The organism is Streptomyces sp. NPDC004647 (genome assembly GCF_040609575.1).
In the GTDB taxonomy this organism is placed as follows: domain Bacteria; phylum Actinomycetota; class Actinomycetes; order Streptomycetales; family Streptomycetaceae; genus Streptomyces.
Window position 1 is genome coordinate 79,965 of the sequence record NZ_JBEXKU010000019.1, and the last position, 23,472, is coordinate 103,436.

At 70.2% G+C, this 23,472-nt stretch carries 20 protein-coding genes, 1 rRNA gene and 1 pseudogene; 7 read left to right on the forward strand and 15 right to left on the reverse strand.

Annotated elements, in window-relative coordinates; all coding sequences use genetic code 11:
• Positions 1-134: 134 nt before the first annotated feature.
• Positions 135-1,634: a DUF2637 domain-containing protein gene (locus tag ABZW18_RS11340; RefSeq protein ID WP_356185340.1), complete on the forward strand. Its 1,500-nt coding sequence runs from the start codon at positions 135-137 to the stop codon at positions 1,632-1,634.
• Between the two features lie 226 nt (positions 1,635-1,860).
• Here the strand turns inward: ABZW18_RS11340 and lysS are convergent, their stop codons facing one another.
• A complete protein-coding gene (gene lysS, locus ABZW18_RS11345; protein WP_356185342.1) occupies positions 1,861-3,612 on the reverse strand; it encodes a lysine--tRNA ligase in 1,752 nt (583 codons plus the stop codon).
• Positions 3,613-3,758: 146 nt separating this feature from the next.
• Between lysS and argS the strand changes: the two genes are divergently transcribed.
• The gene (argS, locus tag ABZW18_RS11350) at positions 3,759-5,531 is read left to right on the forward strand and encodes an arginine--tRNA ligase (protein WP_356185345.1); all 1,773 of its coding nucleotides are present in this window, start codon (positions 3,759-3,761) and stop codon (positions 5,529-5,531) included.
• A 245-nt stretch (positions 5,532-5,776) separates the two neighbouring features.
• Here argS and ABZW18_RS11355 read toward each other — a convergent pair.
• A pseudogene (locus ABZW18_RS11355) lies at positions 5,777-5,964 on the reverse strand (Uma2 family endonuclease); the annotation flags it as partial.
• A gap of 92 nt (positions 5,965-6,056) precedes the next feature.
• Here ABZW18_RS11355 and ABZW18_RS11360 point away from each other — a divergent pair.
• Positions 6,057-6,632 carry a hypothetical protein gene (locus ABZW18_RS11360; protein ID WP_356185347.1) on the forward strand — a complete coding sequence of 192 codons (576 nt, stop codon included), beginning with the start codon at positions 6,057-6,059 and terminating at the stop codon, positions 6,630-6,632.
• 54 nt (positions 6,633-6,686) lie between these two features.
• Here the strand turns inward: ABZW18_RS11360 and hemB are convergent, their stop codons facing one another.
• From hemB to ABZW18_RS11385, 5 genes are read right to left on the reverse strand one after another with little or no spacing between them, the layout of a single operon-like run.
• Positions 6,687-7,682, reverse strand: a complete 996-nt coding sequence (gene hemB, locus ABZW18_RS11365; protein WP_356185349.1) for a porphobilinogen synthase — start codon at positions 7,680-7,682, stop codon at positions 6,687-6,689.
• Complete coding sequence (locus ABZW18_RS11370) at positions 7,679-9,382, reverse strand: uroporphyrinogen-III synthase (protein WP_356185351.1); 1,704 nt, start codon at positions 9,380-9,382, stop codon at positions 7,679-7,681. The genes hemB and ABZW18_RS11370 overlap by 4 nt, the downstream gene beginning before the upstream one ends.
• Entirely contained in the window at positions 9,379-10,374 is a 996-nt protein-coding gene (gene hemC, locus ABZW18_RS11375; protein WP_356185353.1) for a hydroxymethylbilane synthase, read from the reverse strand. The genes ABZW18_RS11370 and hemC overlap by 4 nt, the downstream gene beginning before the upstream one ends.
• Entirely contained in the window at positions 10,371-11,744 is a 1,374-nt protein-coding gene (locus tag ABZW18_RS11380; RefSeq protein WP_356185356.1) for a glutamyl-tRNA reductase, read from the reverse strand. The genes hemC and ABZW18_RS11380 overlap by 4 nt, the downstream gene beginning before the upstream one ends.
• Positions 11,741-12,508 (reverse strand): redox-sensing transcriptional repressor Rex, encoded by a 768-nt coding sequence (locus ABZW18_RS11385; RefSeq protein ID WP_356185359.1) that lies wholly within the window; start codon positions 12,506-12,508, stop codon positions 11,741-11,743. The genes ABZW18_RS11380 and ABZW18_RS11385 overlap by 4 nt, the downstream gene beginning before the upstream one ends.
• A 359-nt stretch (positions 12,509-12,867) precedes the next feature.
• On the opposite strand from ABZW18_RS11385, the gene ABZW18_RS11390 reads away from it, so the two are divergent.
• The 4 genes from ABZW18_RS11390 to ABZW18_RS11405 all read left to right on the forward strand — a co-directional run bounded on the left by ABZW18_RS11390 (position 12,868) and on the right by ABZW18_RS11405 (position 16,932).
• The gene (locus ABZW18_RS11390; RefSeq protein ID WP_356185362.1) at positions 12,868-13,146 is read left to right on the forward strand and encodes a glutaredoxin family protein; all 279 of its coding nucleotides are present in this window, start codon (positions 12,868-12,870) and stop codon (positions 13,144-13,146) included.
• Positions 13,147-13,276: 130 nt separating this feature from the next.
• Positions 13,277-14,209, forward strand: a complete 933-nt coding sequence (locus ABZW18_RS11395; RefSeq protein WP_356185364.1) for an HAD-IB family hydrolase — start codon at positions 13,277-13,279, stop codon at positions 14,207-14,209.
• 490 nt (positions 14,210-14,699) lie between these two features.
• Positions 14,700-15,485: an ECF subfamily RNA polymerase sigma factor, BldN family gene (locus tag ABZW18_RS11400; RefSeq protein WP_356185367.1), complete on the forward strand. Its 786-nt coding sequence runs from the start codon at positions 14,700-14,702 to the stop codon at positions 15,483-15,485.
• Between the two features lie 226 nt (positions 15,486-15,711).
• A complete protein-coding gene (locus ABZW18_RS11405; RefSeq protein WP_356185370.1) occupies positions 15,712-16,932 on the forward strand; it encodes a DUF5667 domain-containing protein in 1,221 nt (406 codons plus the stop codon).
• Positions 16,933-16,989: 57 nt separating this feature from the next.
• Here ABZW18_RS11405 and ABZW18_RS11410 read toward each other — a convergent pair whose 3' ends face one another.
• The 8 genes from ABZW18_RS11410 to rrf form a co-directional block, all read right to left on the reverse strand.
• Positions 16,990-18,030, reverse strand: a complete 1,041-nt coding sequence (locus ABZW18_RS11410) for a lysophospholipid acyltransferase family protein (RefSeq protein ID WP_356185372.1) — start codon at positions 18,028-18,030, stop codon at positions 16,990-16,992.
• Position 18,031: 1 nt separating this feature from the next.
• Complete coding sequence (locus ABZW18_RS11415; RefSeq protein ID WP_356185374.1) at positions 18,032-19,084, reverse strand: NAD-dependent epimerase/dehydratase family protein; 1,053 nt, start codon at positions 19,082-19,084, stop codon at positions 18,032-18,034.
• Positions 19,085-19,303: 219 nt separating this feature from the next.
• Entirely contained in the window at positions 19,304-19,402 is a 99-nt protein-coding gene (locus tag ABZW18_RS11420; protein WP_003948845.1) for an AURKAIP1/COX24 domain-containing protein, read from the reverse strand.
• Between the two features lie 112 nt (positions 19,403-19,514).
• Positions 19,515-19,724: a helix-turn-helix domain-containing protein gene (locus ABZW18_RS11425; RefSeq protein ID WP_093781815.1), complete on the reverse strand. Its 210-nt coding sequence runs from the start codon at positions 19,722-19,724 to the stop codon at positions 19,515-19,517.
• A gap of 127 nt (positions 19,725-19,851) precedes the next feature.
• On the reverse strand, positions 19,852-20,667 hold the full coding sequence (locus ABZW18_RS11430; RefSeq protein ID WP_356185377.1) for a phosphatase: 816 nt from the start codon (positions 20,665-20,667) through the stop codon (positions 19,852-19,854).
• Between the two features lie 156 nt (positions 20,668-20,823).
• The gene (locus ABZW18_RS11435) at positions 20,824-21,996 is read right to left on the reverse strand and encodes an acetoin utilization protein AcuC (protein ID WP_356185378.1); all 1,173 of its coding nucleotides are present in this window, start codon (positions 21,994-21,996) and stop codon (positions 20,824-20,826) included.
• The gene (locus ABZW18_RS11440; RefSeq protein WP_356185380.1) at positions 21,947-23,173 is read right to left on the reverse strand and encodes an MFS transporter; all 1,227 of its coding nucleotides are present in this window, start codon (positions 23,171-23,173) and stop codon (positions 21,947-21,949) included. The genes ABZW18_RS11435 and ABZW18_RS11440 overlap by 50 nt, the downstream gene beginning before the upstream one ends.
• A gap of 211 nt (positions 23,174-23,384) precedes the next feature.
• Positions 23,385-23,472, reverse strand: a 5S ribosomal RNA gene (rrf, locus tag ABZW18_RS11445); the annotation flags it as partial.

A 23,472-nucleotide genomic window follows, 5' to 3' on the forward strand; every position in this document is an offset into this window, starting at 1 on the left:
CGCGGCGGCGTAAGCCGCAGAACCTTACAAACGGCAGCAGGGCGCCCGGGCCCGAGCGGAACACTGGCACCGGCGCTCGTATGCGTGTGCCAGGCTGTGCGCGCCAGTTGCCGATACTTGGAGGGGACCGCGGGATGGCCGCGACGAACGCGACGAACCTGACACGCACCCACCGAATACTGATCGGCGTGGTCGTCGCTGGCGCGATCGTGATCGCGGCGATCGGCTTCGCCGGTTCTTACTCCGCCGTGCGCGATCTCGCCGAGAAGAAGGGCTTCGGCACCTTCTCCGCCGTCTTCCCGATCGGCATCGACGCCGGAATCGTCGTGCTGCTCGCCCTGGACCTGCTGCTGACCTGGATCCGGATCCCGTTTCCGCTGCTGCGGCAGACCGCCTGGCTGCTGACGATCGCCACGATCGCCTTCAACGGCGCGGCGGCCTGGCCCGACCCGCTCGGCGTCGGTATGCACGCCGTGATCCCCGTCCTCTTCGTCGTCGCCGTCGAAGCGGCCCGGCACGCGATCGGCCGCATCGCCGACATCACCGCCGACCGGCACATGGAGTCCGTACGGATCACGCGCTGGCTCCTCGCGTTCCCCTCCACCTTCCGGCTGTGGCGCCGGATGAAGCTGTGGGAACTGCGCAGCTATGACGAGGTCATCAAGCTCGAACAGGACCGGCTGGTCTACCAGGCCCGCCTCCGCGCCCGCTACGGCCGCGCCTGGCGCCGCAAGGCCCCGGTGGAGTCCCGCATGCCGCTGAAGCTCGCCCGTTACGGGATTCCGCTCGCGGAGACCGCCGCGGCGGGGCTGGCGGCCGCGGGCATATCCGTACCCCGGCCGCCGGCCGAAGCCGCGGGAGCGGAGCGGCAGCCGGCCGTGGGCCCCGGGACGGGCGACCGCGCCGTCCCGGCTCTGACGCGGGGCACGGCGGAGGATCAGGCGCTCCGTGCGTCGGGGCCCGCCTCGCGCCCGGAGTACGACGGGACGGCGCAGAACGCCGAGCGGCAGGACGCGGCGGCGTACGACACGGCGCAGCAGGCGACGGCGTACGGCAACACGGCGCAGCAGGCGACGGCGGCCTACGGCACCGCGCAGGAGCCGGCGGCGTACGGCACGCCTCCCGGCGCGGACGGCGCACCGGCCACCGGACAGGCCCCAGGACCGGTTTCGGGACCGGCCACCGGACCGGCGTCAGGACCGGCCGACACCCGGCAGGTCACCGTGCCGGTCTCGCCGGGCCGCGTCCGCGCCCTCGGCAACGCGCAGACGAACGGCTACTCGGGCGGCGGCCCGAGCCCCTACATCCCGCCGCAGAGTACGACCGCGTCCGCCGCGTACGAGCAGGAGCTGTTCGTCGAGCCGCTGCCCGGTGCCGGCTCCGAGGCGGAGGGCCCGGTGACGGGCCTGCCGGACGATGTGCCGCACGACGAGGCGATCTTCGCGGCCTACCGCCAGTACGTCGCCGAGAAGGGGGACTTCCCCGACTCCCGCCACCTCGCCCGGTATCTGCTCGACGTCTACGGCGTCCGAGGCCCCACCGGAGGCCCGCTCAGCGAGGCCTATCTGCGCCGCTACACCCGCGAGTTCCGGGACCGCCTCCGCATGGAGATGCAGACCGAGCACACTCCCTGACGAACGGCGGCGAGCGGGCACAGTGCGGATGCCGGACGCCGCCCCGTCCACGACCGGACGGACGAGGCAGGCAGACCCCGCGATCCCGGCAGGGCACCACCCGGGCCGACGCGGCGACACCGGATACGAGCCTCTCCGGGAACGGAACGGCGAAGGGCCGCCACCCCGAGTCGGGACGACAGCCACCGAGCCGGGATGACAGCTCTCGCCACGCTCAACCCAGCGGCTACGCGCCCAGCAGCTTCCGTACCCGGTCCGCGCCCACCGCCAGCAGCAGCGTCGGCAGCCGCGGCCCCGTGTCCCGCCCGACGAGCAACTGGTAGAGCAGCGCGAAGAACGACCGCTGCGCCACCTTCAGCTCCGGCGTGGGCTTGGCATCCGCCGCCAGCCCGGCCTGGATCTTCGGCACGCCGTAGACCAGCGTCGTCAGCCCGTCCAGCGACCAGTGCTCGTCCAGCCCGTCGAGCAGCAGCCGCAGCGACTCCCGCTCGGTGTCGCCGAGGGAGAGCAGCAGCTCGTTGTCCGGCTCCTCCCGTACCCGGGTGCGCTGGTCCGCGGGCACCTGGGTGGTGATCCAGCGCTCGGCCCTGTCGAGCCGCGGCCTGGTCTCGTCCAGCGAGGTGATCGGGTCGCTCGGGTCGAGGTCCCGCAGGATGCGCAGCGTCTGCTCGTCGTGCCCGGTGGTGATGTCGACGACCGAGGCGAGCGTCCGGTACGGCAGCGGCCGGGGCGTCCGCGGCAGCTCACCGGGGGTCGTACGGATGGCACGGCCGTACGCGGCGGCGTCGGCCGGCTGCGCCGTACCGTCGGCGACCTTGCGCTCCAGCGCGTCCCACTCGTCGTAAAGCCGCTGGATCTCCTGGTCGAAGGCGATCTTGAACGACTGGTTCGGCTTGCGGCGGGCGTACAGCCAGCGCAGCAGCGGCGCCTCCATGATCTCCAGCGCGTCGGCCGGTGTCGGCACCCCGCCCTTGGAGCTGGACATCTTGGCCATGCCGCTGATGCCGACGAAGGCGTACATCGGGCCGATCGGCTGCTCGCCGCCGAAGACCTCCTTGACGATCTGCCCGCCGACCACGAACGACGACCCCGGCGAGGAGTGATCGACACCGGAGGGCTCGAAGATCACGCCCTCGTACGCCCAGCGCATCGGCCAGTCGACCTTCCAGACCAGCTTCCCGCGATCGTGCTCGGAGAGCCGTACGGTCTCGGCGTGCCCGCACTGGCAGGTGTAGGACAGCTCGGTGGTCTCGTCGTCGTACGCGGTGACCGTGGTCAGGTCGCGGTCGCAGACGGAGCAGTACGGCTTGTACGGGAAGTAGCCCGCCGCCGCCTTGCCGTCGTCCTCGCTCGCCGCGCCGGAGCCCTCGGCCGCGGCCTCGGCGGCAGCGGCGTCCGCCTCATCGACCTTGCCGCCCTTGCCCTTCTGCTGCTGCGCCTTCTTGCCGCCGGCGGCCTTGTCCTTCGTCCGGTAGCGGTCGAGGACCGCGTCGATCCGCCCGCGCTCCCGCATGGCGAAGAGGATCTGCTCGCGGTAGGCGCCGGAGGTGTACTGCTCGGTCTGGCTGATGCCCCGGAACTCGACGCCCAGCTCCTCCAGAGCCTTCAGCATCGGCGCCTTGAAGTGCTCGGCCCAGTTGGCGTACTGGCTGCCGGGCGGGGCCGGGACGCTGGTCAGCGGCTTGCCGATGTGCTCGGCCCAGGACGGGTCGATGCCTGCCGGGACCTTGCGGAACCGGTCGTAGTCGTCCCACGACAGAATGTGCTCACAGTCGTACCCGCGGCGCCGGATCTCATCGGCCACCAGGTGGGGCGTCATGACCTCGCGGAGGTTGCCGAGGTGGATCGGCCCGGACGGGCTGAGACCCGAGGCGCAGACGATCTGTTTGCCCGGGGCTCGGCGCTCCGCCTCGGCAATGACCTCGTCCGCGAACCTGGAGACCCAGTCGGTCTCAGTGCTCTGAGCCACGATCGGCACTTCCTCTTCTTTCGCTCGAAAGCCTGGCCGTCCCATTCTCCCAGACGGAGCAGCCTCCGATTGCTGCCCTGGCGGCGAGGGAGGCCAGCGGTGCCATGGGATACTGGCCGGAATCCCCTTCCAGCCGACGGAACGGTACGCATCCCATGACCTCGGTCCCCTCCCTTGCCGCTACGGTCCACCAGCGCGTCGCGGACGCCCTCTCGGCTGCCCTGCCGGAGGCCGCCGCGGCCGACCCGCTGCTGCGACGAAGCGACCGGGCGGACTTCCAGGCCAATGGGGTGCTCGGGCTCGCGAAGAAGCTGAAGGGCAACCCCCGGGAGCTGGCGGCCACGGTCGTCGCGGGCCTTCCGGTGGGGGACGTGATCTCCGAGATCGAGGTGTCGGGCCCCGGCTTCCTCAACATCACGATCGCCGACTCCGCGATCACCTCCACCCTGGCCGCACGGGCCGCGGACGACCGGCTGGGCGTCCCGTACGCCGAGAACCCGGGCACGACGGTCATCGACTACTCCCAGCCGAACGTGGCGAAGGAGATGCACGTCGGCCATCTGCGCTCGACGGTGATCGGCGATGCGATCGTGCAGATCCTGGAGCACCGGGGCGAGACGGTGATCAGGCGCCACCACATCGGCGACTGGGGCACCCAGTTCGGCATGCTGATCCAGTATCTGATCGAGCACCCGCACGAGCTGGACCACGCATCGGACGCCACTGCCGGGGACGGCGAGGGCGAGGCCGCGATGGCCCGCCTCAACCGGCTCTACAAGGCCTCGCGCGCACTCTTCGACTCCGACGAGGAGTTCAAGACCCGTGCCCGGAACCGGGTGGTGGCGCTCCAGGCGGGCAACACGGAGACACTGGGCCTCTGGCACAAGATCGTCGACGAGTCGAAGATCTACTTCCAGGATGTCTACGAGAAGCTCGACGTCGAGATCGACGACGAGGACATCGTCGGCGAGAGCGCGTACAACGACGACCTCCAGTCGGTCGTGAAGGACCTCGAGGACTCGGGCGTCGCCGTCCGCTCCGAAGGCGCGCTCTGCGTCTTCTTCGACGACGTCAAGGGCCCGGACGGCAACCCCACCCCGCTGATCGTCCAGAAGTCCAACGGCGGCTTCGGCTACGCGGCGACCGACCTCGCCGCGATCCGGGACCGTATCGGCAAGCTGAAGGCGGACACGCTGCTGTACGTGGTCGACGCGCGCCAGGCCCTGCACTTCCGGATGGTCTTCGAGACCGCCCGGCGTGCGGGCTGGCTGCCGGACGACGCCGCCAGGCAGCTCGCCTTCGGGACGGTCCTCGGCAAGGACGGCAAGCCGTTCAAGACCCGTGAGGGCGAGACGGTCCGGCTGGTGGATCTGCTGGACGAGGCGATCGACCGGGCCACCGACGTCGTACGGGAGAAGAGCGAGAAGCTCGATCTCAGCGAGGCCGAGATCGTCGAGCGCGGCACCCAGGTCGGCATCGGCGCGGTCAAGTACGCGGACCTGTCGACCTCGATGTCCCGCGACTACATCTTCGACCTGGACCGGATGGTGTCCCTGAACGGCGACACCAGCGTCTACCTCCAGTACGCCTTCGCCCGCATCCAGTCGATCATCCGCAGGGCGGGCGACGTCCGGCCGGCCGCCCACCCCGACCTCCCGCTGGCGCCGGCGGAGCGCGCCATGGGCCTGCACCTGGACGAGTTCTCGGACGTCCTCGCCGGCGTCGCCGAGACGTACGAGCCGCACAAGCTGGCCTCCTACCTCTACCAACTGGCCTCGCACTTCACGACGTTCTACGACCAGTGCCCGGTCATCAAGGCCGGGTCCCCCGAGATCGTCGAGAACCGGCTGTTCCTGTGCGACCTCACGGCGCGCACTCTCCGCCAGGGGATGTCCCTGCTCGGCATCCGCACGCCCGAGCGGCTCTAGCCCACCCGCTCGGCGCCGAGCCGATGCCCAGCAGGCTTACGGGGCCGGGGGCTGGCCCGGGGCCGGCGGCGGTGTGTGGGGCGGGGGCGGCGGCTGAGCGGGTGGCGGCTCGCCGGGCTGGTCACCGGGCGGAGGCGGCCGCTCACCTGGCGGCTGCTCGCCCGGCTGGTCACCAGGCGGCGGCTTCTCCCCAGGCTGCCGCTCACCGGTCCACCGGTCCCGTACCGCTGGAGGGCGCTTCCGGATCAGAAGTCCGTGGAGTCGAGCGTCGGCCCGAACGGGGGCGGCAACGCGATCGGCGTTCCGAACGGGTACGGCCCCTCAGCACGTAGCCCACCTCTCCGGGCTCGGAGAAGAGCGTGCACGCCCGCTCCTGCCGATCAACGAGGAGGTACAGCGGAGCCCCGTACTCCGGGTACCGGAGGCTCTCGACCGCACCCGGGAACCTGCCTCGGAAGCACAACCTTCCGGCCTGTCCGCCCGTCCCAACTGATGCAACCGCACTCGATATCCAGGGGGGACATCATGCGACGGTGGGGTACAGCACTGGCCGCGCTCATGCTCGCGGGAGCCGGTCTGTCGGTGACGACGGCCTCGGCCACCGCTGCCACGGCACCGGAGACGACGACCTGCGCGACCGCTTGGGGCAGCGGCGACAAGAACGCGGCGACACTCGCGTACACGCCGCTGGAGGACATCAGGACCGGGCAGCACGACTGCTACGACCGCATGGTCTTCGACATCCGCGGCACGGGTGGCGGTCCGGTCGGCTACCAGGTGAGATACGTCGACAAGCTGTACCAGGACGGTTCCGGCACCGTCGTCCCGGTCGGCGGCGGCGCGATCATCGAGATCCGGGTGGCCGCGCCGAGCTACGACCCCGAGACGGGTGCGGCGACCTACCCCGGGCGGTCGGGACAGCCGCTGCCCGGGGTGGACATCAGCGGCTACCGGACCTTCAGGGACACCCGGTTCGTCGGCAGCTTCGAGGGCGACACCCAGATCGGCCTGGGCGTCCGCGCCCGGCTGCCGTTCCGGGTCCTCCAACTGCCCGACCGCCTCGTGGTCGACGTGGCCCACTCGTGGAGCACGGCACGCTGAGCCCGGAAAGACGACAGCGGCGCCCCCGCACGGAGCGCCGCTGTCCCCCGGGAACTACTCCCCGCGGTTCAGCCGCTGCGCGACCTCCGTCGCCCAGTACGTGAGGACCGTTCCGGCCCCCGCGCGCTTGATGCCGATGAGCGTCTCCATGATGGCGCGGTCCCGGTCCAACCAGCCCTTCTCGGCCGCGGCCTCGACCATCGCGTACTCGCCCGAGATCTGGTATGCGGAGACCGGCACATTCACCGTGTCCGCGATCCGGCGCAGGATGTCGAGGTGGGGCAGCGCGGGCTTGACCATGACCATGTCGGCGCCCTCTTCGAGGTCGAGCGCCAACTCCCGCAGGGACTCCCGGGCGTTGGCCGGGTCCTGCTGGTACGTCTTGCGGTCACCCTTCAGCGACGAGGCGACGGCCTCGCGGAACGGCCCGTAGAAGGCGGAGGTGTACTTCGCGGTGTAGGCGAGGATCGAGACGTCCTGGTGGCCGATGCCGTCCAGCGCCTGACGGATCACCCGGACCTGACCGTCCATCATCCCGCTCGGTCCGACGACGTGGACGCCCGCGTCCGCCTGCACCCGGGCCATCTCGGCGTAGCGCTCCAGCGTCGCGTCGTTGTCCACCCGGCCGTCGTCGTCCAGGACACCGCAGTGGCCGTGGTCGGTGTACTCGTCCAGGCACAGGTCCGACATGATGACCAGGTCGTCGCCGACCTCGGCCCGCACATCGCGGATGGCCACCTGAAGGATCCCGTTGGGGTCCGTGCCCTGGCTGCCGACCGCGTCCTTCAGCTCCGGGACGCCGAAGAGCATGATCCCGCCGATGCCTGCCTGGACCGCCTCGGCGGCGGCCTTCCGCAGGGTGTTGCGGGTGTGCTGGACGACGCCGGGCATGGAGGAGACCGGCACCGGCTCGCTGATGCCCTCCCGCACAAAGGCGGGAAGGATCAGCTCGGCCGGGTGCAGCCGGTTCTCCGCGACCATCCGCCGCATGGCGGGGGTCGTACGCAGCCGTCGCGGCCGCGCCCCGGGGAACTTTCCGTAAACGCTCACGTGCGCCTCCTGCGCGATCCCGGCCGGCGCTCGCTCGGCCGGGTGACGTGTTCACCCGCCTCGAGGGCCGCGGCCCGGCGCTGGGCGCCGAACTCCGCGAGGGCCTCGGCAAGCTTGTGCACCGAAGGCTCGGGCGACAGCACATCGACCCGCAGGCCGTGCTCCTCCGCGGTCTTGGCGGTGGCCGGTCCGATGCAGGCGATCACCGTCACATTGTGCGGCTTCCCGGCGATACCGACGAGGTTCCGCACGGTGGAGGAGGAGGTGAAGAGGACCGCGTCGAAACCGCCGCCCTTGATCGCCTCACGGGTGTCCGCCGGCGGCGGCGAAGCGCGTACGGTCCGGTACGCGGTGACGTCGTCGACCTCCCAGCCCAGCTCGATCAGCCCCGCGACCAGGGTCTCGGTGGCGATGTCGGCGCGCGGCAGGAAGACCCGGTCGATCGGGTCGAACACCGCGTCGTACGGCGGCCAGTCCTCCAGCAACCCCGCGGCCGACTGCTCACCGCTGGGCACCAGGTCGGGCTTCACGCCGAAGTCGACCAGCGCCGCGGCGGTCTGCTCTCCCACGGCCGCGACCTTGATCCCGGCGAAGGCCCGGGCGTCGAGCCCGTACTCCTCGAACTTCTCCCGGACGGCCTTCACGGCGTTGACCGAGGTGAAGGCGATCCACTCGTAGCGGCCGGTGACCAGGCCCTTGACCGCCCGCTCCATCTGCTGCGGGGTACGCGGCGGCTCGACGGCGATGGTGGGCACCTCATAGGGCACCGCACCGTAGCTGCGCAGCTGGTCGGAGAGCGAGGCCGCCTGCTCCTTCGTCCGCGGCACGAGGACCTTCCAGCCGAAGAGCGGCTTGGACTCGAACCACGACAGCTGGTCGCGCCGGTCGGCAGCGCTGTGCTCGCCGATGACGGCTATGACGGGCTGGCCGCCGTCCGGGGACGGCAGCGCCTTGGCCGCCTTCAGCACCTGCGCGATGGACCCCAGAGTGGCGGTCCACGTCCGCTGCCGGGTGGTCGTACCGGCGACGGTGACGGTCATCGGTGTGTCCGGCTTGCGGCCGGCCGCGACCAGCTCGCTCGCCGCGGCAGACACCGACTCCAGGGTGGTGGAGAGGACGGCGGTGGAGTCGCCGGCGCCGACCTCGGTCCAGCTGCGGTCCGAGGGCGCACGGGCGCCCGCGCCACGTGCGTCCAGGCCGCGCACATCCAGGCCGCGAATATCCAGGAAATGGACATCCGCGCCGTCGGCGGAGCGCAGCGGCACACCCGCGTAGGCCGGGACACCCACCGCGGTGGCCACACCCGGCACCACCTCGAACGGGATGCCCTGACCTGCGCACGCCAGCATCTCCTCGGCCGCGTAACCGTCCAGGCCGGGGTCGCCCGCGACCGCACGGACGACCCGCTTGCCGCCCCGCGCGGCCCCCATGACAATATTGGCCGCATCTCGCACGGCGGGCCCGGCAACAGAAGTTGACGGCTCGTCATGCTCCGGCAGCGGGATGTCCACGCCTGCCCTCGTGTGCCTACGCACCACGTCGAGCACCTGCGGGTCGGCGACCAGGACATCCGCCCGGGCCAGCGCCTCGACGGCGCGCAGCGTCAGCAGTCCCGGATCTCCGGGTCCGGCACCGAGGAAGGTGACGTGACCGAGACCAGCGTGTGGTGCTCTAGCAAGATTTGCGGCGGTGGGGCTCAAAGTTCTCGCTCCCCCATAAGACCGGCCGCACCCTTCGCCAGCATCTCGGCGGCCAGGTCGCGGCCGAGAGCCAGGGCGTCGTCGTGAGACGCGGGTACGGGTCCGGTGGTGGACAGCTGCACCAGTGTTTTGCCGTCGGTGGTGCCGACGACGCCACGCAGGCGCAGTTCGGTGACAACCTGTCCGTCGGCCAGAAGGTCGGCCAGCGCGCCCACAGGTGCGCTGCAGCCGGCCTCCAGGGCGGCGAGCAGGGAACGCTCGGCGGTCACGGCGACCCGGGTGTACGGGTCGTCGAGCTCGGCGAGACGAGCTGCAAGGTCCGCGTTCGACGCGGCACACTCGATAGCCAGGGCCCCCTGGCCGGGGGCGGGCAGGACGGTGTCGACGGGCAGCTTCTCGGTCGCCTCGTCGATCAGGCCGATCCGGGTCAGCCCCGCGGCGGCGAGGACGACGCCGTCGAGCTCCCCGGAGCGCACGAACCCGATGCGGGTCTCCACATTGCCGCGGATCGGGACGGTCTCGATGTCCCGGCCGAGGGTGCGGGCCCAGGCGTTGAGCTGTGCCATCCGGCGCGGCGAGCCGGTACCGATACGGGCCGGCCCCCGCTGGGACGGAGCCGTCAGCTGCTCGAACGTCAGACCGTCGCGGGCTATCAGCGCGTCGCGCGGATCCTCGCGCGACGGTACGGCGGCCAGGACCAGGCCCTCGGGATCGGTCGTCGGCAGGTCCTTGAGGGAGTGCACAGCGAAGTCGATCTCGCCGCGCAGCAGGGCGTCCCGCAGCGCGGAGACGAACACCCCGGTGCCGCCGATCTGGGCCAGCGCCTCCCGGGAGGTGTCACCGTAAGTGGTGATCTCCACGAGCTCCACAGGCCGGCCGGTGAGGCTGCGAACGGAGTCCGCGACGAGTCCGGACTGCGCCATGGCGAGCCTGCTGCGCCTGGTTCCGAGCCGGAGTGGTGTCCGGCCCGCGTCAGGGGGCGTACTGCTCATGACCGCCCTCGATTCGGTTCGTTCGTATCGGCCCTGCTGACGGCCGCGACTGCCTGCGGGTCGAGGTCGAAGAGCTCGCGCAGCGCGTCCGCGTACCCGGCGCCGCCGGGCTCGCCCGCCAGTTCCTTGACCCGCACGGTCGGCGCGTGCAGGAGTTTGTCCACGACGCGGCGCACGGTCTGGGCGATCTCCGCGCGCTCCTTGTCACCGAGGCCCGGGAGGCGCCCGTCGAGCCGGGCGATCTCACCCGCCACGAGGTCGGCGGCCATGGTGCGTAGGGCGACCACCGTGGGGGTGATGTGAGCGGCGCGCTGTGCGGCGCCGAAGGCCGCGACCTCTTCGGAGACGATGCCGCGGACGCGGTCGACGTCGGCGGCCATGGGCGCGTCGGCGGAGGCCTCCGCGAGGGTCTCTATGTCGACCAGGCGTACGCCCCCGATACGGTGCGCGGCGGCGTCGATGTCGCGCGGCATGGCGAGGTCGAGCAGATGCAGCGTGCGCGGCGCTCCACCGGACTCCGCCGACCCGTTGCGGTCGCGTACGGCCTCGTCGACGGCCTCGCCGTTCAGTACGAGCCCGGTCGCGCCGGTGCAGGAGATCACGAGGTCGGCGCGCGCCAGTTCGGTGGCCACATCGTCCATCGGCACGGCGCGGGCCCGGAGCTCGGGTCCGGTCTGCTCGGCGAGAATGCCGGTCAGCCGCTCGGCTCGATCGAGCGTGCGATTTGCGATCACCAGTTCCATGACACCCGCGCGTGCGAGCGTGGTGGCGGCCAGCGAGGACATCGAACCGGCACCGATGACCAGCGCGCGCTTCCCGGCCGCCCACGGCTCGACAGCGGCCCCGGCCGCGAGCTCCTGCAGACCGAACGTGACGAGCGACTGCCCGGCGCGGTCGATCCCGGTCTCGCTGTGCGCCCGCTTGCCCACCCGCAGCGCCCGCTGGAACAGGTCGTTGAGCAGCCGGCCCGCGCTGTGCAGCTCCTGGCCGAGCGCGAGGGCGTCCTTGATCTGACCGAGGATCTGCCCCTCGCCGATGACCATCGAGTCCAGGCCGCAGGCCACCGAGAAGAGGTGGTGGACGGCCCGGTCCTCGTAGTGCACATAGAGATACGGCGTGAGCTCGTCGAGGCCGACACCGCTGTGTACGGAGAGCAGCGTGGACAGCTCGGCCACACCCGCGTGGAACTTGTCCACCTCGGCGTAGAGCTCGATGCGGTTGCAGGTGGCGAGCACCGCGGCCTCACTGGCCGGCTCGGCGGCGAGCGCGTCCTGGAGGAGCTTGCCCTGCGTTTCCGGGGTGATGGCAGCCCGCTCGAGCACACTCACCGGTGCGCTGCGGTGGCTCAGGCCGACGACCAGAAGACTCATGCCGGCATCACGGCGGGCACGTCCCCGTCGGGTCCCTTCCTGCCCCCGTCGGCGCCCGCACGGATGGGCGGCGGCGGGACCGCGCCCTCGTGCGCACCGTCCTCCCCGGCCTTCCGCTGCTCATGGAAGGCGAGGATCTGGAGCTCTATCGACAGGTCGACCTTGCGCACGTCCACGCCGTCGGGCACGGACAGCACGGTGGGCGCGAAATTGAGGATCGAGGTCACACCGGCGGCGACGAGCCGCTCGCAGACCTGCTGGGCAGCGCCCGCCGGGGTGGCGATGACGCCGATGGAGACGCCGTTGTCGCTGATGATCGCTTCGAGTTCATCGGTGTGCCGGACGGGCAGCCCGGCGACCGGCTTGCCGGCCATCTCGGGGTCGGCGTCGATCAGCGCGGCGACACGGAAGCCACGGGAGGCGAAGCCGCCGTAGTTCGCGAGCGCGGCGCCGAGGTTACCGATACCGACGATCACGACCGGCCAGTCCTGGGTGAGGCCGAGCTCGCGGGAGATCTGGTAGACGAGGTACTCGACGTCGTAGCCGACACCGCGGGTGCCGTACGAGCCGAGGTAGGAGAAGTCCTTGCGCAGCTTGGCGGAATTGACCCCGGCGGCGGCCGCGAGCTCCTCGGAGGAGACCGTGGGCACAGAGCGCTCGGACAGTGCGGTCAGAGCGCGCAGATACAGCGGAAGCCGGGCGACGGTGGCCTCGGGAATCCCTCGGCTTCGGGTCGCCGGTCGGTGAGTTCGGCCAGTTGCCACGGTGCTCCTGCGGGTAGAGCGGGGCTGCAGGTGGCCATGTGTCGCAGGGCCACCCCGTCGACAGCAGGCTATGTCTTTGTGAACGCGTGCACAAAGATGGTGTCCGCTTTGTCCGAGCAAAGTGACCGGGGTCACGCCCTTTGATCGTATGATCGCGGAACCACTCATGGCACAGATCTTCCCCCAGCTGTCGCCGGCGGGAGTCCCCCCGGCGGTAGCTGGGAGAGTGCCCCCAGCCGCAAACGGGGCACGCGCCCACTCTCCTTAAGACTTTGCCCCCGAAGAACCCAAAACGCCACGATGGTAATCGACCCGGAACCGGGTCTTTTACGCATTCCTGGGGCCTGCACAATGCAGTTATGAGCCCACTGCCGCGCCGCGCGCCCCGGAAAAACGCCGCCGACAGCACCGTCACACTGATCGGCAAGCCCGGCTGCCATCTGTGCGACGACGCCAGAGAGGTGATCGTCACAGTCTGCGAAGAGCTCGGTTCGAGCTGGGAAGAAAAGGACATCACACAGGACGCGGAGCTGCACCGCAAGTACTGGGAACAGATCCCCGTCGTCCTCGTGGACGGCGCCCAGCACGACTTCTGGCGGGTGGACCCGAAACGCCTCCGGAAGGCCCTGGGCGGGTGACCGGAGAGGTGACAGGACCCGCCCGGCCGGGCGGGCGCGCCGGCGCGGGTCACAAAGGCGCCGCGACAAGTTCACGCGCCCGATTGCTCCCGACTCCTGATTGACCGAACGCACTGGCTATGCTCACGTCATGGCCGCACTGGGATGGCTCACCCCCCGAAGGCGCTCCGCCACGGCACGTAGTGTGCTGGCAGGCGAAGCCGCTGCCGAGGCAGCCCGCAAGTCCTTCATCGACACCGCCTCCCTGGAGAGCGGTGATGCCGTCGCGGAACCCGAATTCCCCGTCGCGGGGGACCATCTGGCCGCTGCCTTCTTCGACCTCGACAACACGGTCATGCAGGGCGCCGCGCTCTTCCACTTCGGCCGCGGCCTCTACAAGCGGAAGTTCTTCCGCAAGCGCGAGCTGGCCCGCTTCGCGTGGCAGCAGGCGTGGTTCCGGCTGGCCGGTGTCGAGGACCCGGCCCATATGGAGGACGCCCGCAACAGCGCGCTCTCCATCGTGAAGGGCCACCGCGTCTCCGAGCTCATGGAGATGGGCGAGGAGATCTACGACGAGTACATGGCGGAGCGGATCTGGCCCGGCACCCGTGCCCTCGCCCAGGCCCATCTGGACGCGGGCCAGCGGGTGTGGCTGGTCACGGCGGCTCCGGTGGAAACCGCGACGATCATCGCCCGCCGCCTCGGACTGACCGGAGCGCTCGGCACGGTCGCGGAGTCCCTGAACGGCATCTACACCGGCAAGCTCGTCGGCGAGCCGCTCCACGGCCCCGCCAAGGCCGAGGCCGTACGGGCCCTGGCGACGGCCGAGGGCCTGGACCTGTCGCGCAGCGCCGCGTACAGCGACTCGGCCAATGACATCCCGATGCTGTCGATCGTCGGACATCCGTACGCGATCAACCCGGACAGCAGACTGCGCAAGCACGCCCGCGAACACAACTGGCGACTGCGCGACTACCGGACCGGACGCAAGGCCGCGAAGGTCGGCATCCCGGCCGCCGCCGGGGTCGGAGCGCTGGCCGGAGGCGCGGCGGCCGCGGTGGCCCTGCAGCGCCGCCGCCGCTAGGGCCCGACGGGCTCTTCCTGTCCTCACGCTCCCCGTCCCGGCACTTCCCCGGCGCGACTCTTCCCGTCAGGCTCTTCCCGCCCGCCCCGCGACGCCGCGCGGCGGGCGTCGCCCTGTGCCGGACCTCCGGAACTCTCCGGCACGCTCCGGAACGCGCCGGAACTCTCCGGACTTCTCCAGCGACGCGCGGCCATTCCGGACTTCTTACCCCTTCGGGCTCCCGCCAGTCCCGATGCCAGCGCACTGGCACAAGGTGACCGGCAATCGCACAGTCCGCGAAGAAAATCGATCACTATCTATCCCATAGATGCTCTTCAATCGGTCATCAATCCATAACAGTGCGTTCCGAACCGACGATTTGAGCAACTCGGTGTAGCGCAGCCTGTACGAAGCGTTATTCTCCTCAGACGCAAACCGGTACCCACGCGTCCCTACGACGGGTGAACGGTTCCGCACTGCACGTGTTGGAAGCTCTGCCTCTGGGAGTCCCGTGTACCCACACGTCGGGGTTGACGCCTCGGGCCTGGCTACGCTCCGTGCGACGGTCGCCGACCATCTGCGCGGCTTCGTCCCCACCGCGTACGCCGTCCCCGCCTTCGCCGCGCCTGTCCCTGCCGCCGGTCCTGCCGGCCCTGCCTACGCCCTGGCCGAGAGCACCGCCGCCGTCAGCAGACGTACGCGCGCCGGTGCCGCCGCCGGCACCACCCGCCGTCCGGCGGCCGACAGCGACAGCCGTCGCATGATGGACCTGGTCGAGCGTGCCCAGGCCGGCGAGGCCGAGGCCTTCGGCCGCCTCTACGACCAGTACGCCGACACGGTGTACCGGTACATCTACTACCGGGTGGGCGGAAAGGCCACGGCCGAGGACCTCACCAGTGAGACGTTCCTGCGGGCTCTGCGCCGTATCGGCACCTTCACCTGGCAGGGCCGCGACTTCGGCGCCTGGCTGGTGACGATCGCCCGCAACCTGGTCGCCGACCACTTCAAGTCCAGCCGGTTCCGTCTCGAGGTCACCACCGGCGAGATGCTCGACGCCAACGAGGTCGAGCGCAGCCCGGAGGACTCCGTCCTCGAATCGCTGTCCAACGCCGCTCTGCTGGAGGCGGTCCGCAAGCTCAATCCACAGCAGCAGGAGTGCGTGACGCTGCGCTTCCTCCAGGGCCTCTCGGTCGCCGAGACGGCCCGCGTGATGGGGAAGAACGAAGGCGCCATCAAAACCCTCCAGTACCGGGCCGTCCGCACCCTGGCCCGGCTGCTCCCGGACGACGCCCGCTGACCACACACACGCCTCTACGACACATACGGTGACCATCCATGACCCCGCGGTCCGATCATCGTCCGTCCGTAACCCGACTGCCGCGCCGCTCGTTGTCCTGGTTGCAGGCTCCCTGTGGTCGCAATTTGTCCACTTCCGCTCACTCGATCGAGTGGAAGCGCTCAAGTTGTGCAACCTTCCACACATGCCGGGGAGTCGCAGGTGACGACGAGAGGAGGTGCCGCCCGTGATCGCGAACGTATCGGCGCACCGGCGGGCGAACGCCTTCGCCCAGGCCCTGGAGGAGCAGACCTCCGGGGACCGGACGGCCGAGCAACCCGGTGCTTCGGCGGCGAATGCCGAGTATGGAATCCCGTCGGCCAAAGGCCGGGGGAAGCTGCTGGACCTGGCGGGCGGGCTCGGCGATCTGCCGAAGCCGCAGCTGGATCCCGAGGTCAGGACTGTGCAGCGGGCCCAACTGGTCGCTGCGATGGAGGCGATGCTCGCCGAGAGCAGCGTTTCCGGCGGTCCGCAGGTCCCCGAGCAGCGCTCCCGTAAGGGCGCCCACCGGGCGAGCCCACTACGGAGACTCCAGCCCCGGTCCCGCTGGTCCAAGGGCCTCGCGGTCGGCGGGCTCACGGTCGGGGTCGCGGCCGGGGCGTTCAGCGGTGTCGCGGCGGCCAGTTCGGACGCGCTGCCCGGCGACTCGCTGTACGGGTTCAAGCGCGGCATGGAGGATCTGAAGCGCAACCTCGCGGACGATGGCTCCGACCGCGGCGAGGTCTATCTCGACCAGGCCGCCACACGGATGCACGAGGCCCGCAGACTGATGGAGCGGGGCCGCTCCGGAGATCTCGACAGCGAATCGCTGGGCGAGGTCCGCAGGGCCCTCTCGGGTATGCGGTACGACGCCTCCGAGGGCCACCGGCTGCTGTCCGCGGCGTACGAGCGCGACGGTTCGCTCGGCCCGATCCAGGCGCTGGAGTCCTTCTCGAAGTCCCACCGCGAGAGCTGGCGGGAGCTGCGCGACCGGCTGCCCGCTCAACTCACCGATGTGAGCGACGAGGTGACATCGGTCTTCGACGCCATGGACGAAGAGGTGGGTCCGCTGAAGTCCCTGCTGCCCTCCGCGCGGGGCAAGGAGGACCGCTCCGGTGAGGGCTCCCGCAGCTCCTCGGGAGCGAGCGGTTCCGAGCATACGTCCGGGGAGCCCGAGGCATCCGCGAGCACCCCGTCCGAGCGGCGGAGCGGCGGCGAGAGCAAGCCTCGCCCGTCGGCGTCCCGGCACGGGGACCCAGGGCTGATCGACGGCGCCGGCGATCTGCTCGAGCCGCAGAAGAGCGGCAGCCCGACGCCTTCCGGCCAGAGCGGCGGAAGCGGCAAGTCACCGAAGCCGGATGTCACCCTTCCGCCACTGCTGCCGGGCCTGCTCCCGGGTCTGGGCATCGAAGGCCAGGACGCGAACTAGGCAGCCCCGCCTTTCCGTTGCTCCCAGCGGCGCTCGGTCCTCTCTCTGGACGATGTTCTAGAAGAAGACCGAGCGCCGCTGCACGAGCAGGGTGTAGAGCGTGTGCTGGATCGTTTCTCGTACCTGGTCCGTGAGGTTGAACATCAGCATCGGGTCCTCGGCCGCCTCCGCCGGATAGCCGTCGGTCGGGATCGGCTCACCGAACTGGATCGTCCACTTCGTCGGCAGCGGTACGGCGCCGAGCGGCCCGAGCCAGGGAAAGGTCGGCGTCAGCGGGAAGTACGGAAAACCCAGGAGCCGGGCGAGGGTCTTGGCGTTCCCGATCATCGGGTAGATCTCCTCGGCGCCCACGATCGAGCAGGGCACGATCGGGGCCCCGGCCTTCAGCGCCGTGGAGACGAATCCGCCCCGTCCGAAGCGCTGCAGCTTGTAGCGGTCGGAGAACGGCTTCCCGATGCCCTTGAAGCCCTCGGGCATCACCCCGACCACCTCACCGCGCTCCAGCAGCCGCTGGGCGTCCTCGGCGCACGCCAGGGTGTGACCGGCCTTCCGCGCCAGCTCGTTGACCACCGGCAGCATGAAGACGAGGTCGGCGGCGAGCAGCCGCAGATGACGGTCGGCGGGGTGGTTGTCGTGCACCGCGACCTGGAGCATCAGCCCGTCCAGGGGCAGCGTCCCGGAGTGGTTGGCGACGACCAGAGCGCCACCGGTGGCCGGGATGTTCTCGATGCCCTTCACTTCGACCCGGAAGTACTTCTCGTACACCGGGCGCAGTAGGGACATCAGGACCTGGTCGGTGAGCTCCTCGTCGTAGCCGAAGTCATCGACGTCGTACTCCCCGGTGACCCGGCGGCGCAGGAACGACAGCCCGTGGGCGAGCCGCCGCTCCCAGCGCCCGCCGGTCTCCGGCGGGCCGGCCTGCGCATCCGCCGTCGCGTGCGCCACGGTCTCGGTGGAGCCAGCCTCATGGGGGCCGGGCTGCTCGGGTACGGGCGACAGCGGGCCCGTCCTGCGGCTGTTCAGTTTGGGCTTGGGCTTGGCCTTGCCACGCCTCGACCTCGGTTCGTCACCGAACGGGATGACCTTGGCGTCGGCCATGTCAGGTGCGCTCCTCACTGCGGGGCCCGGATACGGCATCCGCGACCCGGTCGACGGTACGGGCGAGGCTCTGGGGCGGAATCAGCCCGGGGGCACGGCTGCGGGCGAAGTCCGCGAAGGCGTCCGCGGTCGTGTACTTCGGTTGAAAGCCCAGTGTCTCGCGCATCTGGGTCGTCTCGACGACACGGCCGTGTGTCAGCAGCCGGATCTGCTCCGGCGAGAAGTCGGTCATCCCGACGGACCGCAGCGCCGAGCCGACCCAGGTGACGGCGGGCAGCAGCACGGGCACCGTGGGGCGGCCGAGCCGCCGGGCGGTCTGCGAGAGCAGCAGCACGCCGTCGCCCGCGATATTGAACGTGCCGCTGTTGAGGGTGCCGCGGCGGGCCTCGAAACAGGCGATCCGCAATACCTCCATCACATCGTCCTCGTGCACGAACTGCAGCCGCGGGTCGTAGCCGAAGACGGTGGGGAGGACGGGAAGGGAGAAGTAGTCGGCGAGCGGCGAATCGGCGCACGGGCCGAGGATGTTGGCGAAGCGCAGGACGGAGACGGCCACATCGGGGCGGCGCCGGGCGAAGCCGCGGACGTAGCCCTCGACCTCGACCGAGTCCTTCGCGAAGCCACCGCTGGGCAGCGACTTGGGCGGGGTGTTCTCGGAGAAGACGGCCGGGTCGCGGGGCGCGGAGCCGTACACACTGGTGCTGGACTTGACCACGAGCCGCGTGACCGCGGGCGCCTTCTGGCAGGCACCGAGCAGCTGCATGGTGCCGATGACGTTGGTCTCCTTGACCGTGCTCCTGCTGCCACGGGTCCCCAGAGCCGTGCCGGTGATGTCCATGTGCACCACGGTGTCGACGGCGTGCTCGGCGAGAACCTTCGCGATGGTGGACTGCCGGATGTCGGCCTGGACGAAGTCGGCCCCGCCCAGGTGGTGCTCGGGACGTACCGCATCCACCCCGATCACCCGGTCGACTTCGGGCTCACGCTGGATACGTCGTACGAAACGGCCTCCGAGTCGCCGGGCGACACCAGTGACGAGCACGACTTTGCCCAAGATCAGCGCCTTCCTTCCCACACCATCGGCCGCTCCGGGTTTATTCCCGTAGCGGTCACCGTATCGGGTGGGTGTTGCACTGCGGTGACCAGAGGATGCATACAGCTACATTTCCAGCCGGTCGCCGGATACCCATGACCTGAACCACCATCGGATATAACAACGCCGCCCTCCCACCGGCATGCGGTGAGAGGGCGGCGTGTCACGCTCAGCCGTCGCTTACTTCTTGTTGCGACGCTGGACGCGGGTGCGCTTGAGCAGCTTGCGGTGCTTCTTCTTCGCCATCCGCTTGCGCCGCTTCTTGATAACAGAGCCCACGACTACCCTCGCTCACTTCGAATCACTCGGTGCGGGGCGTCCGAGCCCACACTACCTACGTCGGCCCAGCCTACCCGCCGCCGAGTGAGGAACGTAATCCGAGGGATGGACGTCAGGCGGTCTCCACCCCCACATACGACTCTCGGAGATACTCGTGGACCGCCTGTTCCGGAACCCGGAAGGACCGCCCCACCCTGATCGCAGGCAGATGACCACTGTGCACCAAGCGGTACACGGTCATCTTGGACACGCGCATCACCGAGGCGACTTCCGCCACGGTAAGGAACTGAACCTCGTTCAGAGGCCTCTCGCCAGCAGCCATGACACACCTGAACCTTCCGCACATGACGGGCACCGGCTTCCCCTCCGGTGACTCCTCGTCCCTGTGCGCTCCTCCCCAGATTAGGGGCGTGTGATGCAAGTGGGGAAGAGGAGTAGCGTTCGGTCTCCTACTGTGACAGACACGCTCGATTGAGTACATAGCGAGTAAGCGGCCGGTAGTAATCGGACCGCACAGCGTCATCAAGTGGAACAGCGACGGACACCCGCCCCTCGGCCTCTCCGACGAAGAGCGCGGGATCGTCGGTGTCAGCCAGCCCGACGGCCTCGATTCCCAGCTGACCTGCTCCGCAGACCCATCCGTGGTCCCCGACGACGAGCGAGGGGAGCGGGGTACGGGCGTCCGCCGCGGCGGCGAGAGCGGTACGAACCGGGAGCGGTGAGTGGCTGTGTACGCCGGTCTCACTTCCGGAGCCTCGTACGCCGGGTTCTCGCACCATCGCGACTCCCCGTACGTAGTGAAGGTTGTACGTGCGTAGCCCGAACCGGGTCGTTATGTCGATACATCGCCCCTGCGCCGGGGTGAGGACAGGGCATCCCGCCGCCGAGAGAGCGGAGGCCAACGAGGCGTAGAAACCCAGGAGCCGGTGGGGGTGGCCGGTGCCGAGGAGGACCGGCGCGCGAGCGGCGGCAGCGGCGGCGAGCCGGCCGGCGAACGCGTCGAGCGCGGCCAGCGTACGGTCGGGGTCGATCACATCGGGGCCGGAAACATGCTCCGGATCGCCCGAGACACCGCACCGGTCGGCCATCAGCCGCAGCAGATCCGACTCCGCCCATGACTGTTCAGGATCGAGCCCCAGCCGTACGCGCGGGTCACCGGCGGCGAACAGACGATAGCTGCGCAGGCTCGTCTCCCGCGCGGTGGCCACGGCGCCCGCCAGCCGGGCCGCCAGCAGATGCGCACGCAGCGCTTCAGCACTCAACACGCCCCCGATGCTGTCCGACCGGGCCGCCTCCCGCCGGGGAACGGGGATAAGAGCCACCGTTGGCGTAGTGCCGCGTAACCTCCCGCGACGCAGCCGAAGCGCGGCCTGAGCACAGCCGAAGCGCGCACAGCCGAAGCGCGGTGCGGGGCCGGGCTGTTACGGGAGCAGCCCGTGGGCCGGGAAGACCGCGCGCCGCGTCGCCAGAATCGCCTGGTCCAGACGGTTCGCCGGGTCGTACCCACCGTCGGCGAAGTCCTGCCAGCGCACCTGGCGCCCGTCCGTCATCCGGGCCGGCGCCTGCTGCCGGGTCCGCGCGTACACCTGATGCCGCCAGTCCTCCGGCACCTCCGACTCCGGCGGAACCGGCCGCCCGGCTGCGATGGCCACCAAATGCGTCCAGCACCGGGGCACGACATCCACGATGGCGTAACCGCCTCCGCCCAGCGCCACCCAGCGCCCGTCGGCGTGCTCGTGCGCCAGCTCATGGCACGACTCCGCCACCGCCCGCTGTGCGTCCAGGCTGACCGCCAGATGAGCCAGCGGATCCTCGAAGTGCGTATCCGCCCCGTGCTGTGTCACCAGGGCCTGCGGCCGGAATGCCGCCAGCAACTCCGGGACCACCGCGTGGAACGCCCGCAGCCAGCCCTCGTCCGCCGTCCCGGCCGGCAGTGCCAGATTCACCGCGCTGCCCTCGGCGGCCTCGCCGCCCGACTCCTCCGGCCATCCGGTCTGCGGGAAGAGCGTCCGGGGATGCTCGTGCACCGAGATCGTCAGGACCCGCGGATCGTCCCAGAAGGCCGCCTGCACACCGTCACCATGGTGTACGTCCACATCCACGTACGCGACCCGCTCCGCGCCCAGCTCCAGCAGCCGGGCCACCGCGAGCGCGGCGTCGTTGTAGATACAGAAGCCCGACGCGCTGCCCGGCATCGCGTGGTGCAGCCCGCCCGCGAAGTTCACCGCGTGCAGCGCCTCGCCGCGCCACACCGCATCGGCCGCACCCACCGACTGGCCTGCGATCAGCGCGGACGCCTCGTGCATTCCCTCGAAGGCGGGATCGTCCTCGGTACCCAGCCCGTACGAGCCGTCCGCGGACTTCGGATCCGCCGACACCCGGCGTACCGCGCTGATGTAGTCCGATCGGTGGACGAGCCGCAGTGTGGAGTCCCCGGCCGACTTGGCGGCCACCACCTCCACCGCCCGGTCCAGCCCGTACGCCTCCACCAGGCGCATGGTCAGCGCGAGCCGGACCGGATCCATCGGATGTCCGGGCCCGAAGTCATAGCCCGTTACTGCCTCGTCCCACATCAGCTGTGCACGGCCGCTCATATGCGCCACCGTATCGGGTTGATTCAGGCCCGAACGATCGGGCGTACAGGAGTGTCACGAGCACCAGGAGCATCGGTACGAGCATCGCGCCCCGGTAGTTCCACGCGTCACCCAGCGCCCCCACGAGCGGTGAGCCGACGAGAAAGCCGACATAGTTGAAGATATTGAGCCGCGCGACGGCGGCATCGGAGGCACGGGCGCCGTGACGTTCACCGGCGTGCCGCCCCGCTGCCGCGAAGGTCTGCGGCACGATCACGGACAGCCCGAAGCCGAGCATGGTGAACCCGAGCATGCCGGCCCAGGCGTCGGGCGCCGCTGCCACCACGGCGAAGCCGCCGGCAGCGAGCACTGTCCCGCCCCGCACCACCGCGACCGCCCCGAAGCGCCGCACACCCCGGTCCCCGACCGCCCGCCCGAGCAGTGTGGTCACCATGTAGACGTTGTACGGGACCGTGGCGAGCTGCTCGGAGCTGCCGAGCACGTCCTGCAGGTATTTCGCGCTCCAATTGGCGACGGTCGAGTCACCGATGTACGCACATGCCATCACCAGGCACAGCGGCATCAGCAGTTTCATACAAACGACGGGCGCGGGCCCCGGCCCCTTGTGGGGCTCCGGGGTGTCCTGGTCGGCGTACCAGCGGCCCGCCACCAGAGCTCCGGGGATGAGTACGCCGATCACCGGGCCGTACAGCTCCATGAGGGACAGGTTCCAGTGCGCGCCGGCCCAGGCGAGCGAGGCGCCGATGATTCCTCCGAGGCTGTACGCGGCGTGGAAGCCCAGCATGATGCTGCGGCCGTATGACCGCTGGAGGCTGACCCCGAGCATGTTGATGGACGCGTCGAGGCCGCCGACAGCCAACCCGAACACGGCGAGTGCGGCCGCGAGTTGCCACAACTCATGGCCCTCACCGACGGCGAGGAGCGCGAGCAGTACCAGCGGCTGGGCCGACCTCAGCACGGCACTCGGCCGTACGCGCCGGACAAGCCGCTCGGTCGCGACGCTTCCCGCACCCGCGAGGACCGGTACGGCGGCCAGGACTGCAGGCAGCAGTGCGTCCGATACGTCGTAGCGGTCCTGGATCGCAGGAATCCGCGTCACCAGCAGCGCAAAGGCCACACCCTGTGCCAGGAAGCCGACCGCCAACGAGACCCTGCCGTGCCGCAGCGCTGCATCCATGGCCGGGGAGCGTACGGCCAGGCGCTACTACTGGGTAGGCAGAACCAGCGGTAATTGCGCCGCCCCGGACTCCGCACACGGCGGGGCGTATGCCGATCGTCTCGGCGGCACACAGGTGCTGTTGGGGGCCGGTAGTTGGCAGTGGTTTTTTGTTCTGAACGCAGAAATGCCTCAACCCCCAAGCGTGGCTTGGGGGTTGAGGCCAATGATTGTTCGGCGGCGTCCTACTCTCCCACAGGGTCCCCCCTGCAGTACCATCGGCGCTGAAAGGCTTAGCTTCCGGGTTCGGAATGTAACCG

Coding starts and splice junctions, on each gene's coding strand:
- hemC (WP_356185353.1), bottom strand. CDS start 10,374: ATGAGCAGTACGCCCCCTGACGCGGGCCGGACACCACTCCGGCTCGGA.
- ABZW18_RS11380 (WP_356185356.1), bottom strand. CDS start 11,744: ATGAGTCTTCTGGTCGTCGGCCTGAGCCACCGCAGCGCACCGGTGAGT.
- ABZW18_RS11340 (WP_356185340.1), top strand. CDS start 135: ATGGCCGCGACGAACGCGACGAACCTGACACGCACCCACCGAATACTG.
- ABZW18_RS11390 (WP_356185362.1), top strand. CDS start 12,868: ATGAGCCCACTGCCGCGCCGCGCGCCCCGGAAAAACGCCGCCGACAGC.
- ABZW18_RS11410 (WP_356185372.1), bottom strand. CDS start 18,030: ATGGCCGACGCCAAGGTCATCCCGTTCGGTGACGAACCGAGGTCGAGG.
- ABZW18_RS11440 (WP_356185380.1), bottom strand. CDS start 23,173: ATGGATGCAGCGCTGCGGCACGGCAGGGTCTCGTTGGCGGTCGGCTTC.
- ABZW18_RS11425 (WP_093781815.1), bottom strand. CDS start 19,724: ATGGCTGCTGGCGAGAGGCCTCTGAACGAGGTTCAGTTCCTTACCGTG.
- ABZW18_RS11435 (WP_356185378.1), bottom strand. CDS start 21,996: ATGAGCGGCCGTGCACAGCTGATGTGGGACGAGGCAGTAACGGGCTAT.
- argS (WP_356185345.1), top strand. CDS start 3,759: ATGACCTCGGTCCCCTCCCTTGCCGCTACGGTCCACCAGCGCGTCGCG.
- ABZW18_RS11395 (WP_356185364.1), top strand. CDS start 13,277: ATGGCCGCACTGGGATGGCTCACCCCCCGAAGGCGCTCCGCCACGGCA.
- ABZW18_RS11360 (WP_356185347.1), top strand. CDS start 6,057: ATGCGACGGTGGGGTACAGCACTGGCCGCGCTCATGCTCGCGGGAGCC.